The sequence below is a fragment of the Paraglaciecola sp. genome (assembly GCF_039964565.1).
Lineage (GTDB): Bacteria > Pseudomonadota > Gammaproteobacteria > Enterobacterales > Alteromonadaceae > Paraglaciecola.
Window position 1 is genome coordinate 281,132 of sequence record NZ_JBDVXF010000043.1, and the last position, 15,132, is coordinate 296,263.

16 protein-coding genes are annotated in these 15,132 nt (G+C 41.1%); 10 read left to right on the plus strand and 6 right to left on the minus strand.

Annotated elements, in window-relative coordinates; all coding sequences use genetic code 11:
* The first annotated feature begins 6 nt into the window (after window positions 1-6).
* The 8 genes from ABJK37_RS19530 (at window position 7) to ABJK37_RS19565 (ending at window position 8,493) form a co-directional block, all read left to right on the plus strand.
* Window positions 7-1,404, plus strand: coding sequence for a PhoH family protein (locus tag ABJK37_RS19530; protein ID WP_348357368.1), 1,398 nt, complete (start codon window positions 7-9; stop codon window positions 1,402-1,404).
* A gap of 264 nt (window positions 1,405-1,668) precedes the next feature.
* Entirely contained in the window at window positions 1,669-3,135 is a 1,467-nt protein-coding gene (locus ABJK37_RS19535; RefSeq protein WP_348357370.1) for a mannitol dehydrogenase family protein, read from the plus strand.
* Between the two features lie 43 nt (window positions 3,136-3,178).
* The gene (locus tag ABJK37_RS19540; protein ID WP_348357372.1) at window positions 3,179-3,667 is read left to right on the plus strand and encodes a gluconokinase; all 489 of its coding nucleotides are present in this window, start codon (window positions 3,179-3,181) and stop codon (window positions 3,665-3,667) included.
* Window positions 3,664-4,953, plus strand: a complete 1,290-nt coding sequence (locus ABJK37_RS19545) for a lactate racemase domain-containing protein (RefSeq protein ID WP_348357374.1) — start codon at window positions 3,664-3,666, stop codon at window positions 4,951-4,953. Before ABJK37_RS19540 ends, ABJK37_RS19545 begins: the two co-directional genes overlap by 4 nt.
* Before the next feature lie 38 nt (window positions 4,954-4,991).
* Entirely contained in the window at window positions 4,992-6,215 is a 1,224-nt protein-coding gene (locus ABJK37_RS19550) for a LarC family nickel insertion protein (protein WP_348357376.1), read from the plus strand.
* Window positions 6,216-6,241: 26 nt separating this feature from the next.
* The gene (locus tag ABJK37_RS19555) at window positions 6,242-7,042 is read left to right on the plus strand and encodes a hypothetical protein (protein ID WP_348357378.1); all 801 of its coding nucleotides are present in this window, start codon (window positions 6,242-6,244) and stop codon (window positions 7,040-7,042) included.
* Window positions 7,035-7,706, plus strand: a complete 672-nt coding sequence (larB, locus tag ABJK37_RS19560; RefSeq protein WP_348357380.1) for a nickel pincer cofactor biosynthesis protein LarB — start codon at window positions 7,035-7,037, stop codon at window positions 7,704-7,706. The genes ABJK37_RS19555 and larB overlap by 8 nt, the downstream gene beginning before the upstream one ends.
* Before the next feature lie 70 nt (window positions 7,707-7,776).
* On the plus strand, window positions 7,777-8,493 hold the full coding sequence (locus ABJK37_RS19565; protein ID WP_348357382.1) for a FadR/GntR family transcriptional regulator: 717 nt from the start codon (window positions 7,777-7,779) through the stop codon (window positions 8,491-8,493).
* A gap of 39 nt (window positions 8,494-8,532) precedes the next feature.
* Here ABJK37_RS19565 and ABJK37_RS19570 read toward each other — a convergent pair whose 3' ends face one another.
* From ABJK37_RS19570 to ABJK37_RS19580, 3 genes are all read right to left on the minus strand, one after another.
* A complete protein-coding gene (locus tag ABJK37_RS19570) occupies window positions 8,533-9,489 on the minus strand; it encodes a hypothetical protein (protein WP_348357430.1) in 957 nt (318 codons plus the stop codon).
* A gap of 127 nt (window positions 9,490-9,616) precedes the next feature.
* Window positions 9,617-9,811 carry a CPXCG motif-containing cysteine-rich protein gene (locus ABJK37_RS19575; RefSeq protein ID WP_348357384.1) on the minus strand — a complete coding sequence of 65 codons (195 nt, stop codon included), beginning with the start codon at window positions 9,809-9,811 and terminating at the stop codon, window positions 9,617-9,619.
* A gap of 79 nt (window positions 9,812-9,890) precedes the next feature.
* The gene (locus ABJK37_RS19580) at window positions 9,891-10,550 is read right to left on the minus strand and encodes a glutathione S-transferase (RefSeq protein ID WP_348357386.1); all 660 of its coding nucleotides are present in this window, start codon (window positions 10,548-10,550) and stop codon (window positions 9,891-9,893) included.
* 148 nt (window positions 10,551-10,698) lie between these two features.
* Here ABJK37_RS19580 and ABJK37_RS19585 point away from each other — a divergent pair, with 148 nt between their 5' ends.
* Window positions 10,699-11,136 carry a DUF3010 family protein gene (locus ABJK37_RS19585; RefSeq protein WP_348357388.1) on the plus strand — a complete coding sequence of 146 codons (438 nt, stop codon included), beginning with the start codon at window positions 10,699-10,701 and terminating at the stop codon, window positions 11,134-11,136.
* Between the two features lie 127 nt (window positions 11,137-11,263).
* Here the strand turns inward: ABJK37_RS19585 and ABJK37_RS19590 are convergent, their stop codons facing one another.
* The 3 genes from ABJK37_RS19590 to ABJK37_RS19600 form a co-directional block, all read right to left on the minus strand.
* Window positions 11,264-13,114, minus strand: a complete 1,851-nt coding sequence (locus ABJK37_RS19590; RefSeq protein ID WP_348357390.1) for a choice-of-anchor I family protein — start codon at window positions 13,112-13,114, stop codon at window positions 11,264-11,266.
* A 102-nt stretch (window positions 13,115-13,216) separates the two neighbouring features.
* Window positions 13,217-13,960: a phytanoyl-CoA dioxygenase family protein gene (locus tag ABJK37_RS19595; protein WP_348357392.1), complete on the minus strand. Its 744-nt coding sequence runs from the start codon at window positions 13,958-13,960 to the stop codon at window positions 13,217-13,219.
* Window positions 13,957-14,502 carry a helix-turn-helix transcriptional regulator gene (locus tag ABJK37_RS19600; RefSeq protein ID WP_348357394.1) on the minus strand — a complete coding sequence of 182 codons (546 nt, stop codon included), beginning with the start codon at window positions 14,500-14,502 and terminating at the stop codon, window positions 13,957-13,959. Before ABJK37_RS19600 ends, ABJK37_RS19595 begins: the two co-directional genes overlap by 4 nt.
* Before the next feature lie 170 nt (window positions 14,503-14,672).
* Between ABJK37_RS19600 and ABJK37_RS19605 the strand changes: the two genes are divergently transcribed.
* A complete protein-coding gene (locus tag ABJK37_RS19605) occupies window positions 14,673-15,119 on the plus strand; it encodes a hypothetical protein (RefSeq protein WP_348357396.1) in 447 nt (148 codons plus the stop codon).
* Window positions 15,120-15,132: the final 13 nt, after the last annotated feature.

Consider the following 15,132-nt stretch of genomic DNA (forward strand, 5'->3'; position numbering starts at 1 on the left):
CGCCGGATGCCAAGAAAAAAAGCATTAAGTTCAAAGATTTACGTTTTAGATACCAATATTCTCCTCCATGAACCACTCGCCTTTTTGTCCTTCAAAGAAAACGACGTTGTTGTTCCTATGACTGTGCTAGAAGAGCTGGATTATATTAAAGACAGTAAAAAAGATGTGGCTAGAGATGCCAGGGTATCTATTCGCGCAATGGAGGATTTACTCCATGAAGCCACACCTGAAGAGTTAATGCAGGGCGTATCAATGCAAGGGATGGGAGCGGGGGATTCAGCCCCTTCTGGTAGCCTTTCTATTTTTGTCGATCATGGAATGCCTGTATCGCAGCAAGTGTTCACTAGCAACGAAAACGATAACCGCATTATCAATAGCGCGTTGTATTTACAAAAAACACAACATTCAAAGCAGGTAGTTCTGGTTACTAAAGATATCAACATGCGACTAAAAGCGAAGGGAGCAGGATTAGCCCACGTTGAAGATTATCGTACCGATCAGATGGTTACCGACATCAAATATCTGTCCAAAGGTTTTCACCAGTTTGCTGGAGATTTTTGGGATGAAGTGAAGTCTGTCGATAGTCGTACCGAAGGTCGAGACACGATTCACACTATTGAGCGTAAAGTGTTACCAGAAGCTTATGTAAACGAATATTTATTAGATGAAAGTCAACACTTTGCTGGGTTAGTCGAATCGGTCACTAGTGAACATTTAGAGGTGTTAGATCTTGGTTACGAACGCCTTATGGGTCGCAAAGCTTGGGGCATTTCGCCAAAAAATATCGGACAAGCCATTGGATTGCATTCGTTACTTGATCCGCATATTGATTTAGTCATATTAACCGGGCCTGCAGGCAGTGGTAAGACTCTATTGGCATTGGCTGCTGCACTAGAAATGGTGGTAGAAAGAAATATGTACGATAAAATTATCGTTACTAGAAGTACCCCAGAAATAGCTGAATCTATTGGCTTTTTACCCGGAACCGAAGAAGAAAAAATGGCACCTTGGCTAGCGGCCATTACCGATAGTTTAGAGGTGCTACATAAAAATGATGAAAACGCCAAAGGCTCCATGAGTTACATTATGGAGAAAGCTAACATTCAGTTTAAATCAGTCAATTTTATGCGTGGTCGCAGTATTCAAAACGCCATAGTCATTCTAGATGAGTCACAAAATCTTACGGCATCGCAACTTAAAACTATCATTACTCGATGTGGAGAAGGGACTAAGTTAATTTGCAGCGGCAATTTGGCGCAAATCGACAGTAATTATTTAAGTGCTGTCACGTCAGGTTTAACCTACATAGTTGAGAAATTCAAAAACTTCTCTGGTAGCGCAACAATTAATCTAGACGGTGTAGTGCGCAGTCGACTAGCTGAATTTGCTGAAGAGCAGCTCTAAGGCTCGGCTAATATCGGTTGCGTTATTCCATCTGTTTTAAGTCAAACGACTATGGGGTGGTATAGACTCGCCTGAACTCAGAATAACAAAACGTAAGTCATTCTGAGTTCAGTCAACATTATGTTTGGGTGTTGCATCACAAATAACGCTTTCTCAAATTGGTAAGGCCACTTGACACTTTTGTCTTTGAGGTTGTACCATCCTGTGTAATCACTGAGCAATTCTCAACGCTCCTTTTATAAACTCGTGAATAGCAGGCAGACTATGCGCCAAAATCTCAGACAGTTAAGTCAAACCTGTTTGCAATCTAAGGATTGTGTCAATCATGCTTCGGATGTTATCTACCCTTCGTACCAGCGAGAAAATGTGAATATTGGTATTGTGCATTTAGGTTTGGGGGCTTTTCATCGGTCTCATCAGGCGATGTACACCGAACAATTATTAAATCTGCAAGGTGGAGGAGATTGGGGAATATGTGCTGTTAGTTTTAATAATCAAACATTACAACAGCAGCTAAATAAGCAAGATTGTTTGTACACTACTGCCATTCTAGATGTGGAAGATAGCTATCAAGTGGTAGCGGCAATTAAGCAAGTATTAGTGGTTAAGACACAGGCCGCGGCTGTTATAGAGCGTATGGCTGATAAAGCAACGAAGATTGTTTCCCTTACTGTCACAGAGAAAGGTTACTGTTTGAATGCCGAAGGCGTATTGGACCAAACTCTACCTGAGATCATTAGTGATTTAGGTGCACTCGAACAACCTAGGTCGACGATAGGATTGATAGTTGCAGCACTTAAGTTACGCTTTGAACAAGGTATTCCGCCTTTTAACGTCATCGCTTGCGATAATTTGCCTGAAAACGGCCAAAAGCTAAAATCCGCAGTGATTCAATTTGCGACTAAAATATCTGACAATTTGGCGCATTGGATAGATCAAGAAACCCAGTTCCCGAATACCATGGTCGACAGTATTACACCTAAAACCGAACCCTCTACTGTTGAGCTGATTAAAAATAAACTGGGTTATATTGACGAAGCACCGGTGCAACGAGAATTGTTTTCTCAGTGGGTAATTGAAGACTGCCCGGGTATGGTGCGACCCGAATGGGAAAAAGTAGGTGTGGTTTTTACTGATAATGTTGAGTCTTTTGAAAATGCAAAACTCAGAATTTTAAACGGGCTACATTCGGCACTTGCTTATTTGGGTCTACTAATGGGTTATGAAACCGTATATCAAGCAGTTTCCGATAACAACGTTAAGGCGTTTCTAGTCGCTCTGGTTGATGATGAGGTAATTCCCACAATTGAAGCACCGTTAGGTCTCGATTTACACCAGTATTCTCGGGCTATTTTGGCGCGATTTGAAAACCCTAAAATTAAACATTTACTCAGTCAAATAGCTTGTGATGGCTCAATTAAAATTCCAGTGCGTACCTTAGCGGCAATCCAAAATAATATTGCACACGATAGAAGTTTTAAAATGTTATCTAGGGTTGTGGCCGCGTGGATACACTTTATACGAGTCAGTGTTGCCAAAAATCAAGGGTTACATGATCCAAGAGCAACAGAATTAATCGATGCAGTGAATAAGTTTCAAGGCAATAGCAGTGAAGATGTGAAAATATTATTAGGTATCAATGGGTTACTGCCAGATTCTTTGGAAAATAACCTTAGTTTTATTTCCCATGTACAAGACGCGTATGCCGACATTGCGGTCACATTAAAATAAAATTTTCGCTGCAAGTAACGGCATGAATAATGAGGATGTTTGAATGATATTTATTGTAATGGGGGTAAGTGGTTGTGGTAAATCCACAGTAGGACAGTTGCTAGCCGAAAAGCTATCTTTACCCTTTTATGATGCCGATGATTTTCATTTTCCTGAGAATGTAAAAAAAATGCAAAGTGGTATCCCATTAACCGATGTAGACCGAAAGCCATGGTTAACATTGTTAGCAGATAATATTAAGCTATGGGAGTCATCTGGCGGAGCGGTATTGGCGTGCTCCGCATTGAAACAGATTTATCGAGACTGTTTGTCATCAACAACCAATCCAGGTGTGGTCAGGTATATCTATCTTCAAGGAGATAAAGCGTTATTGCATTCTCGATTAACCAGCAGAGAAGCGCACTTCATGCCAGATACTTTGCTCGATAGCCAATTGCAAACATTGGAAACTCCTGCGGACGCCACACATGTTTCAATCGCACAGCCTTTAGATGACATGCTGTCGCAAATTCTAAAGGACGTTAATTTATGACCTATCCAATTCATTGTGTTGACACCCAGAACACGTTTTCTAATGATGACTTGACAAAAATCATCGATGATTTTATTGCCCAAAAGGCAACCCATGCTAAGCGTATTTTGATTCTTCCTCCTGACATTACCAGGTTTTACTCAAAAGCAGGCTTTATTACTGCTTATCTGTATCAGCAACTAAAAGACCAAGCAGAAATCTATTTTTTACCGGCTCTAGGTACCCATGAGCCTATGTCCGAAAAAGAAATTGATGCCATGTTTGGCACTGAAATTCCTAAAGCGTTATTTCTTCCACATTTTTGGCGCAGTGATGTGGTTAAGCTAGGTGAAATATCAGCAGCTCGAATTTCTGAGTTATCTGAGGGTAAACTTGATTGTTCAATGGAAGTGGCGGTCAATAAACTGTTATTAGATGAAAAGTGGGATCTAATCATCTCGGTTGGGCAAATAGTGCCTCACGAGGTTATTGGTATGGCTAATTACACCAAAAACGTATTAGTCGGTACAGGTGGCGCAGACACTATTCATAAATCCCATTATTTAGGTGCGGTGTATGGAATGGAGCGCATTATGGGGCGCACCTACACCCCAGTTCGTCAAGCCTTAAATGAGGGATTTGACAGCTACCTGCGCCACTTACCCGTTGAGTTTATCCTCACTGTATTAGGCAAAAAAAATGGTTCGTTAGCGCTGCAGGGGGTGTTTTGTGGCAACCAAGATGAAACCTATGAAGAGGCCTGTCAGTTAAGTCAGCAGTTAAACTTAAACTTATTAGATAAACCAATTAAAAAAGCCATAGTATTTTTAGAGCCCGCTGAATTTAAAACTACTTGGTTAGGAAACAAAGCTATTTATCGAACCCGCATGGCGATGGCTGATGATGGCGAACTGATAATATTGGCGCCAGGGCTACATCGTTTTGGAGAAGATATTGAAATTGATCAACTCATACGAAAGTACGGTTATAAAACCACAGATGAAACTTTAGCGGCAGTCAATCAAAATGCGGAACTAGAGAACAATTTGTCGGCTGCAGCACATTTGATTCATGGTACGGCAGATAATCGTTTTAAGGTGACTTATTGCCCTGATGGTGGGGTATCTAAGGAAGAAATTGAATCCGTCAATTATCAATATTGTCATTACAAAGACATGCTTGCGCGTTATCCCCTTGAAAAGATGGTTAACGGCTGGAATACCCTTGAAGATGGTGAAGAAGTATTTTACGTCAGTAATCCCGCCTTGGGTTTATGGGCCACTAAACAAAACTTTGAACATCAATAACTTCCTTGTTTTAAATTAATTCTCAGCGGTAACTACATATGGTTTTTGATCCTAAATATTTGCATATCCATCTTGATTTAGTGGGAGGTATCGCAGGAGATATGTTTATTGCTGCGATGCTAGATACCTTTGATGGGTTGCAAGCCGATGTACTCAAGTCAGTTGCAACAGTGTTACCGCCAGAACAAGGTTCAGCTGTTCTATCTCAGGGTATTAACTCAGGCATAAGTGGTTTGCGTTTTCAACTGCGACCACTTCCAGCTGAGAAAACCGATGCTGACTCTCATCCTCACTCTCATGCTAAAGACTCTCATCATCACACAACCTATAAGTATCTTTGCGAGTATCTGCAAAAAAGTGCACTAGACCCAGAGGTGGTTCGAGTGGCAACCGAGTTATTGACCATTGTGGCCAAAGCAGAAGCCAAAATACATGGAACCACATTAGAAGAAGTGCATTTTCATGAGTTAGCGGATTGGGACTCTTTGATGGATGTTGTCGCAAGTGCCAGCATTTTAGTGGCACTTTCACTCAGTTCTTGGAGTATTTCAAAATTGCCTTTGGGTGGAGGCTTAGTGCAAACCCAACATGGGCTTATTCCTGTGCCTGCGCCCGCCACTTCTGAAATTTTGATAGGATTCGATTTTTTTGATGACGGCATTCAGGGGGAGCGTATTACCCCAACAGGGGCGGCAATTTTACGTTATTTGTGGAATAACGAATTAATCACTCAACCGCAACAAGGTGTGTTACAAGCAACTGGTTATGGCTTGGGCACTAAGGTATTTTCCGGTATGCCTAATATACTGCGTGGCATGGCATTTGATAAACAAACCACTACAAGTGAACAACAAGATACTGTGGTGTTGATTGAGTTTGACGTGGACGATATGACTTCAGAAGAGTTGGCATTATCAGTGGATTTATTGAGAACCTATCAAGGCGTTGTCGACGTGGTCGTGCAAACTGCTAGGGGCAAAAAAAATAGGACGGTAGAAGTAGTTCGTATTTTAGCTAGCCCTGAACACTATCAAAATGTTATTGACTATTGTTTCCTACAAACCACCACTATTGGTTTACGTTATCGTTTTGAAACAAGACGTTTTCTGAAAAGAGACTTGTTAGAAATTGATGGTGATAATTATAAAAGTGTCACCCGCCCAGATGGCAGTCAAACCCTTAAAATTGAGCATGACCAATTAAGCTCAATCGCTACGTTACAAAAGCGTCGCATTAAACAAAACAAGATAGCGCCGTTTTAGCCAGCGAACTATTATTAGGTACTCATATGACACCCAGTAACGTCAAAAAGCTTGTTGCATACTTTAACCAATTTGAACGCTTTTCAATTGCAGTAAGTGGCGGTATCGACAGTATGATATTGGCTTACATTGCGAATCGTTTTTCCAAAGCAAAAGTAAAAGTTGTGCATGCGTTCTCTCCAGCTGTACCTGAAGCAGCGTTACAACGAGTGAAAGCACATGCCAAGCGTTATCAATGGGATGTACAGATTGTGAATGCACGAGAATTTGCAGATCCCAACTACATCAATAATCCGCTTAACCGCTGTTATTTTTGTAAGAGTAATTTGTACACCAGAATTGCTGAATGCAGCCAAGGTGTGATTTTTTCGGGTACTAACTTAGATGACCTTAGCGACTATCGGCCTGGTTTAGAAGCCGCCAAAGAACAAAACGTGAAACACCCTTATGTCGAAGTGGGCATAGATAAAGTCGGTATTTACGAAATTGCTGATCACTTTGGTCTGGCCGAATTACATGCCTTGCCCGCACAACCCTGTCTCGCAAGCCGTGTTGAAACAGGTATAAAAATTAACGCAGGTGATCTGGGTTTTATTAATAAAATTGAAGAAAAGACACGGCTACTATTGCCCAAGCAAAAAAACATCCGTTGCCGAATAACCCTCAAAGGCGCCTTTCTAGAAGTAGATAAGTTACCAGAAAGTCGTCTTTTTGATGAGCTATCAAATGTATTAGGTCAAATGTGTGAACAAGAAGGACACATATTTTCAGGCATTAGAACTTACCAGAAAGGTTCAGCCTTTATAAACGGAGTTGCCCATGTCTAACTTTGTGTGGGATAAAAACAGAGCGTCACGCACCGCAGTTGCGGAAGCAATATTTTGCGAGAATAAAAATCCCGTTGATTTATGTAATATCATTGAGTTTAATCTAAAAAACAACACGACTGTGTTGTTGACTCGCTTAGCAGCAGCACAATGGTTGGCCCTGCCTAAAGCGCTCGGACAACATCTTGATTATGATGAATACTCGCAAACCGCCATACTCAATTACACACCTCAAGCACAACTGCATTCCGGTGTTTGCATTGTAACAGCTGGCACATCAGATATGCAGGTCGCAAAGGAGGCGCAACGCACCTTGTTCTTTAATGGCTTCGATTCCCCTATTTATGCGGATCTTGGCGTGGCGGGGTTGTGGCGTTTATTAGATAAAATAGATGATATCAGAAGGCATAAAATTATCATTGCGATGGCTGGTATGGAAGGTGCGTTATTTAGTGTGCTTGCTGGATTAGTTAGTGCGCCAGTTATCGCAGTGCCTACTTCTGTTGGTTATGGGGTGTCAGGTGGTGGAAAGGTCGCCCTCGATAGTGCTCTCGCGTCATGTTCTCCCGGAATATTAAGCGTCAATATTGATAACGGCTTTGGCGCGGCAAATGCGGCGATTAAAATCATGAAGCAATTTGTAACTGATAGCGATATATCATGATGTCTATCGCTACTATTCGTTTAACTAAACAAAGGTTTGATTGTCTCAGCCACAGTAGAGGAAAAATACAATGAAGGGGTTGGAGCAATTCCAGGTAATCACTACACAAAGGCTGTACATCAAAATCGCTGAGCAATTGCGAGGTTTGATTGAAAAAGGAGTTTATCAACCCGGCGATCGTTTTCCCGCTGAGAGGGCGTTAGCAGAAAAACTAGGAGTGAGCCGACCTACTATTCGTGAAGCTATGATTGCCCTCGAAATCTCAGGCATTATCGAAATTCGCACCGGATCGGGTATTTATGTCTCAGACAAACCTATTTTACCGGCACTGCAACTCATGGACTCGGGAATTGGACCATTTGAAATATTGGAGATGCGCAGCGCACTGGAGCCTGAAATATGCGCATTAGCAGCACAAAGAGTTACCGATGAACAAATTCAGCGCTTAAATCAAATCATAAAAGCAATGCAAGAAGAAGAAAAGCAACCTAACGCTTGTGAAAAAGCTGACGGTGAATTTCATTTGTTGATAGCTGAAGCGTCGCAAAATAGTGCGATGTACCAATCTGTGAAGTGGTTGTGGGATCTGAGAAATCAATCTGTTTTAAGTGATGCCTTTTTGAAAAAAATTAGGGAGGAGGGAGTACATCCTTCAATAGAAGATCATAAAAATATTGCGAAAGCGTTAGCAAAGCGAAACCCCGAAATGGCAAGGCTAGCTATGAAAAATCACATAGACAACGCTACCGCAAATGCTGCGGGGCATTTTGAAAAAAATAGTGAGTAAAATAGCCTAAAAGGTGGCTGTTTTCACAGCTTGAATTGATTACAAAATCTCCTCAAGGCTATACATATTTTCCGCTATATCGCGTGCGCTACTGCTGGCTATTTCCCCTAATGGGATTTTCGCAGGACCGGTTGGCTCCATCAACAAATAGTCCAACCCATCTATATTTAAAGTTTGTTCGTTGTTTCTAAAAGGCAGAACGACTCCTAACAAGGCATGCTTAGGTAAAAATATCATCGACATTTTAACCTCAGGTAAAAGCGAACGTATCAAACTCGCCATTAACACTGTTTTGCTGTCACAGTCACCATGGTTATTGGCTACCACAGAAAGTGGCGGTAAATATCCTGCTCCGTTAGACGTCACTCGATTTTTTAATTCATTATAGGGAATACTTTGTACCCAACTGAGCACTAAATTGACGTAAGCACGGGTTTCACTATTGCTAGGAAGCTTGTCGTATACTGCTTGCGCAATAGGTAGTAAAGCGGCTTGGTTTTCTTTGATATAACGCAAGTGGTCAGGTTTAATGGCTTCTTGTCCCAAGTGAGAATAAAAGCGACTGTAATAGTTATCTTGAAGGTATTGATCTAAGGCTTTTTCTTTACTTTGATTCATAGACCTTTGCCATCTAGTCAACAGTTTGTCTGAGCGGCTAGTGACTTCAATACTAATATCATCGCCGCGACGTTGTATTTGTACCCGCGCTTCTCTTGGATCAATCTTACGGGCTGCTTTATGCAATTCAATATAGACATACTGTTGGGCTAACTCTGGTATAAATTTTTTGTGATTTTGACGGTTCAGTTGACGGGTTGGTAAAGTGAAGGTGAGCTCTCTATTCTGCTCTTGATTATCAGACCAAGTGTAATTGAATACTAGCTGATTATCTTGCTTAGACTTATTAAACCTTAATTGCTGTGCAAGTCCAGAAAGATGAACCGTTAAAAATACCAAGGGCAGGATTTTAAAAGAATTACTAGGTATCCGAATCATAATTACCAAGTTATTTTTACCAAAATACACAGCGCTAGATTAGCACCAACTTGGCTTAAACAACAATTTTCCTAAAGCGAAGTGACTATAAGGTGGATGGATTTAGGCAATCAATCCACCTTTGAGGTTATTCACTATCAGTTGTGGCAATAACGTTAAACTTATCGTGAATCCCAGTCGTAACCACGATTTCAATTGGTGAGCAACAAATCCGGCAGTCGATAATTTGTTGTTGATTTAAATCGTTGTCCTCATCAATTTCAATGTGGTTGGTGACCATACAATAAGGACAACTATATTCTGCGGTGGTGGTTAGACTCATTTTTTCTTCCTTAAAAAAGCTACGACTCAATGACTAGCTACTATAATCATAGCCCATTAATGCTCCCTTGCTGAATCCTTTAACTAAGACTCGCGATATATTTTTTAAACTCGATGTTAGCGAGTTTTCTATCTTCAGCAATTTGAATTACATCATCTAGTTGATTCAATTTATCCATGAGTTGTTTGGCACCTGGTGCCATTTCCAGTAAATCTACCGCAAATAATTTGCCAGCAACCGCAGCGGCTAGGTCAGCACTATAAAGAAATACGATATCTGCAGCTGTTAATTGTTCACCCGCCAAGTATGGATTAAATTTGGCGCTTCGAGCTATTCCTTCGATGCCCTTATACAAGGCTCGCTTCACTTCCTTTTTGGTGAGGTCGTCGACTTTTTGGCCGAAAAATGCTTCAGAGTGACAGCGTCTTGCAGGCAGCTCTATATATAACTCTGCCATTTTTACTAGTTCTCTGATTTTAGCTTTTTCGAAAGTAGAGCCCGGGTATAAAGGGCTATTTGGGTAGGCTTCGTCTAGATATTCAAGAATAACATTGGTTTCAGTCAATACACCCTGATCAGTTTCTAAGGCGGGGACTTTTCCCATTGGGCTTTTAAGCAAATATTCATCTGTTTGATTCGGATAAAGTATGACAGTTTTATACTCTATCCCTTTGATAGCGAGTGCCAATTTTACCATGTTGAAATAGTTACTGACGTCAAAGCCAATTAAAGTTAGCATTTTTATTCCTGTGAATTAAATATTTTAGGCTGTTATATCTTGGTACAACTGGTTAATTCACTCAACATGGTTTTATTGATGGTTAGCTATCACTGATTTTTTGGAATTAAGTTATAATACCGACATTAAATTTTGAGGGTAGAGTGTTATGCGAGTAATTGGTGTTGAGTTGAGTGGCAATGATGCCAATGTATGTTTGTTATCTTTGGCTGATGAAGTGTTTCAAATTCCGGATTGCCGCGCGCGCAAATTAACCTTGCCCAAAAATGCAACGGCCAAAGATTTACGTTATTTTCAAAAAACTTTCGGGCAATTAGTACAAGATTACCAAGTTGACGAAATTGTTATTCGTCAGCGACCGATGAAAGGTAAATTTGCTGGTGGTGCGGTAGGCTTTAAGTTGGAGGCGGCATTAGAGTTGTTGAGTGACGTTGAAGTTGTGGTCTTAACACCAACAGAAATTAAAGAATCATTAAAGCGTAACCCTGTGTTGGTGCCTATGGCCGACACAGGTTTAAAAATGTTTCAAGAAGTGGCTTTTAATACTGCCTACGCCTATTTAATGAAAGACAAATACGCACTTTAAGATCTATGGTTTTTTAGTTTGTAGTATACGGATAGATAGTGAACATAAAAACGGCGTTATTGTTAAAAATAACGCCGTTTTTTAATATTTAAATCAAGCCAGCAATGGCGTAGCTTGCACCTAAAACCTAGTTTTCAGCAATTTGCCAAACCGACACTGTGCCACTCACTTCATTACCGACAATCACTAGCGCATCACCTGTTGGGCTATCAGATGCGTCAACAAACACCATGCCTTCGGGGGCGCTGTCACCTATTAAATCACCACCTTCGCTAAGATCTCTATTGATGACATAATCAACAAATTTAGCGTCGTACGGGTTAGTGACATCATAAACAAAAATCCCACCTAAACGTTCCATACCAATAAACGCGTAGGTATTGTCTCCGACTTGGCCAACGGTCAAGGCTTCAGGCTCAGGTCCTTTGTTTGCAGACCGAGAGTCACCTTCATTTTCGTCGTTATTGTTGTTAAAGGCATTACCGTGAATCGAGGCACTGATACGCTCAAAATCATCTCCAGAATCAAACACGACTAAACCGTTGCTGTCCCAAATAGTAAATGAACGTGCTCCGTAAGCATAAAGCGCTTCATATTCATCGTTATTGTCACTGTCGCCTAATTCAGCCGTGACGGTTAAACGTCCTAAAGGATAAGCTGTAAAATCGAAGTCCTCTGGATCATCACCGGCTATGGTGTCTAAGTTAGAACCCGGCGCATAATCAAGGCGGCGACCTTGGGTTTCATCTGTGTATGATAAACAGCCATCATCTTCGTCGAAATCTTGTCCACCTGCTGCATCACATAAGGCTTCATCTTGGTCGCCATTCGCATCTAAGGTATCAAAAAAGTATTCGCGAGCATCCCCTTCGTTTGCAGTAAGTAGAAAGTTAGCCCCTTTCCATTGATACGACGCGATAGTATCAGGCATATATACACCGTATAGATCGTCATATTGCCCAAAACTCACTGTGCCATCTTCCATGCCATCTAACTGGTAGTCACTCCAATCTTTAAAGCCAAGCCCTATGACTTTGACACTGTTATCAGTCAAATCAACTATGGCTAAACCGTTGTTTTCTTGCAACGTCACGTAGGCAACGTCATTCGTGGTCGTGATGTATTCAGGCTCTAAGTCTTGGGCCACTGTGGTGCTGATCAATGTGCCATTAATTGTACGACCTGAAGGATTAGGGAAATGCATTCCTTGGGCTTCAAGTTCAGCCTGTTGACCGTTATAGCCTGTGAAACCAATAGTGGTTGATGTGTCACTTGGCGCGCCATTGCTAATAGTAATGATTGATATCGAACCTTCTGGGTCGATATTGTAGTCGCCGCTGGGCTCACCTTCGTTCGCGGTTAATACTTTGCTTGCATCCGGTGTAAAAGTGACCATATCCGGTAAGTTACCCACTTCTACCGTTTTTACAAAAACGGGCGTTGCGGCATTCATCCCGTTGTAGAACATCACCATGCCGTTTGTGGCTTTATCTGCCGCGGGTACGGCTACAGCCATCCAATCTCCTGAAACCGCAACACTAGTAGGGCCATCTAACGCAACCCCGTTTTGCTCCGTTGGGAGTACCAATGTGGTTGATGTGAGATTTTCACTTGTTAACGGGTTAGATAAGGCTTCAGAAGTCAAAGAAGAAGCATCAATTACTTCGATAGTAGGTTCGTCTGCAGCGCTATTGATTGCATAAATAGTATTAGTGGCAGAGTGAAATTGCACGATTTCCGCGGCACCTTCTGGGTCGCTGGGGTTAAGCTGAATTCGACCAACTAGACTTAGACTGATGCCTGCATTGGCATCAGTTCCATCAACACCATCGGAGCCATTGGTACCCGGTGCACCTACTGCACCTTGAGATCCAGCCGCGCCTGTTTCACCGTCATCGCCTTCTAAGAAACAACCTGTAAGAGACAAGCTCATCGCCAAGGCTAGGGCAGAATACTTAGAACATTTTACTATTTGCATCACTTTTTCCTTTATATGCTGTTTTGATGACAAGCAGCATATGAAAGTGCGATGACACTAATGTGATAGAGAAATGACAGCTTTGTGACATTCAGTTGTTGCCTACAGAAATAAATCTCTGTCTAAATAGGGCAACATTTGGGCTGAGGGTTGATGGGGAACTTGAATAAATTTAGTGAGTTGCGTATCACGCTGGCAATACAGTAGATCTAGAACAAGCCTGTTATTGCCATATAAACCACGGTGAATCATATTGGCAGAAAATATCAGGGTATCGCCTAGCTGCAGTGGTATTTCAAGCCCGTTAGGCAGGTCTTCAGAATTGTTATGACCGTTGAGTTCCAATCTGACTTGTAACTCTTCGTTACTATCCCAAGCTTTATGGGATCCTGGAATGACTTCAATACCCGGGTCTGCGGTCAGAGGAATTCTTACATGTAAAGGTTCTGGCCCCTCAAGTGCCAACTTTTGGTCCTCAATGGATAAATCATATTGAGAATCACGATGCCAATAGTTAGGCTGTTTGGGATTAACAGGGTCGAAAAAAAGTTGTGTGCCCACAAAAAGTGGTTGCGGAATAACCTGTTTAACTGCACTTAATAACTGACGATGACATACTAATTGAAATAACAATAACCGCTGTTTATTGGTCAAGTATTGTCCCGAAGTTAACCCAGAACTATTGATGGCTCTAGTGGAATAAAATTCTTGGTTATCAGCGCACCATAACTGATGAAATTGCTCCACCACGTGTTTAATTGCAACCAATTCCGAAGGCTCAAAAAAACCATCGAGTTTTACCACTCCGAATTCTCTATAGGTTGCTGCTACTGATTTTATTGTCATTTTTTTATATATAACCAGTAGTCTCTAACGAAGGCGCATACTGAAAGCATTAATAGAAAAGAGCCTAGCGCTTTTAGCCAATTGTTTTCTGAACGGGGAATATTACGGGCTCCAATTAAGGTATACTGGTAAGGAGTTTGAGCAAATATCTCGCTGTAACTCTCGCCTAGGTATTGATCTGTAACGTGAAAAGTCACAACATCGGATTTATGTAAACTTACTGCTTGGTAGGTATAGTATGTTTGACGAAAGAACAATTCTAAAAAGCCGCTGCTTAAAAGGAAAAAGCCAACAAGAAAAGTAAAAACATAACGTTTCTTGAATACTAGTTGCGTCTCTGGCTTTTTTATAAATGGGGTGAAGCTAGAATCTGACAAATCGTACGCGAACTGGATTTTTTCCAAAACGTCCTGTGATGGAATTAATTGATTATTTTCTATCTTCGACAAATACGATTGCTGAATACCAATCTCTCGAGCAGCAAACGCTTGAGTCCAGTCATTAGACTTCCTTGCATTGCGAATAAACTCTCCTATTTCCATAGTATCCAATCATTGTGTTGTTCATTGCGTAAATTATTCACGAAATTTGCGTTTATGAATAGGTGCAGGTGAATATTCACTATGATGAATATCGCGAATATTCAGTGCCAAGCTTTCTATGGGGCTAAAAAACATTATGCTTTGAGTTTCTAAATTCAAAGGAACAAAAGATGAACATTCTGACTAAAAATCTGTTTTATTTAAGTGTGCTAATTACTCAATTAGTATCACCTATATTCGCCGAAGAGATGATCAGCTATCAGGTAGAAATATATCAACTTCCACAAGGTGATGTTGCAGACATTGAGATAGATGAATTGATAGAACGTAGCGAGTTGATTCATCGGCCTTCATTGATAGTTAAGCCTAATGAAGAGGCGAAAATTGAAATAGGCATACAAGACATACGAACCCTAGAGATATCACTTAAATCAGACGTTGAATCTACCGCCTATTCTTTATCTGTTAGTCAAAAGCAAAAGTATGAGAGCGAGTTGAGTGTTATGAGTTCAACAACCCCATATATCTACATGGGGCAACAAATAAGTTTGAGGATATCAAACGACGGTTGGAGATATCTCGTTAATGTAAAAGGTGAAATAGTCGAACAACCGTAACTACTATAAAAAC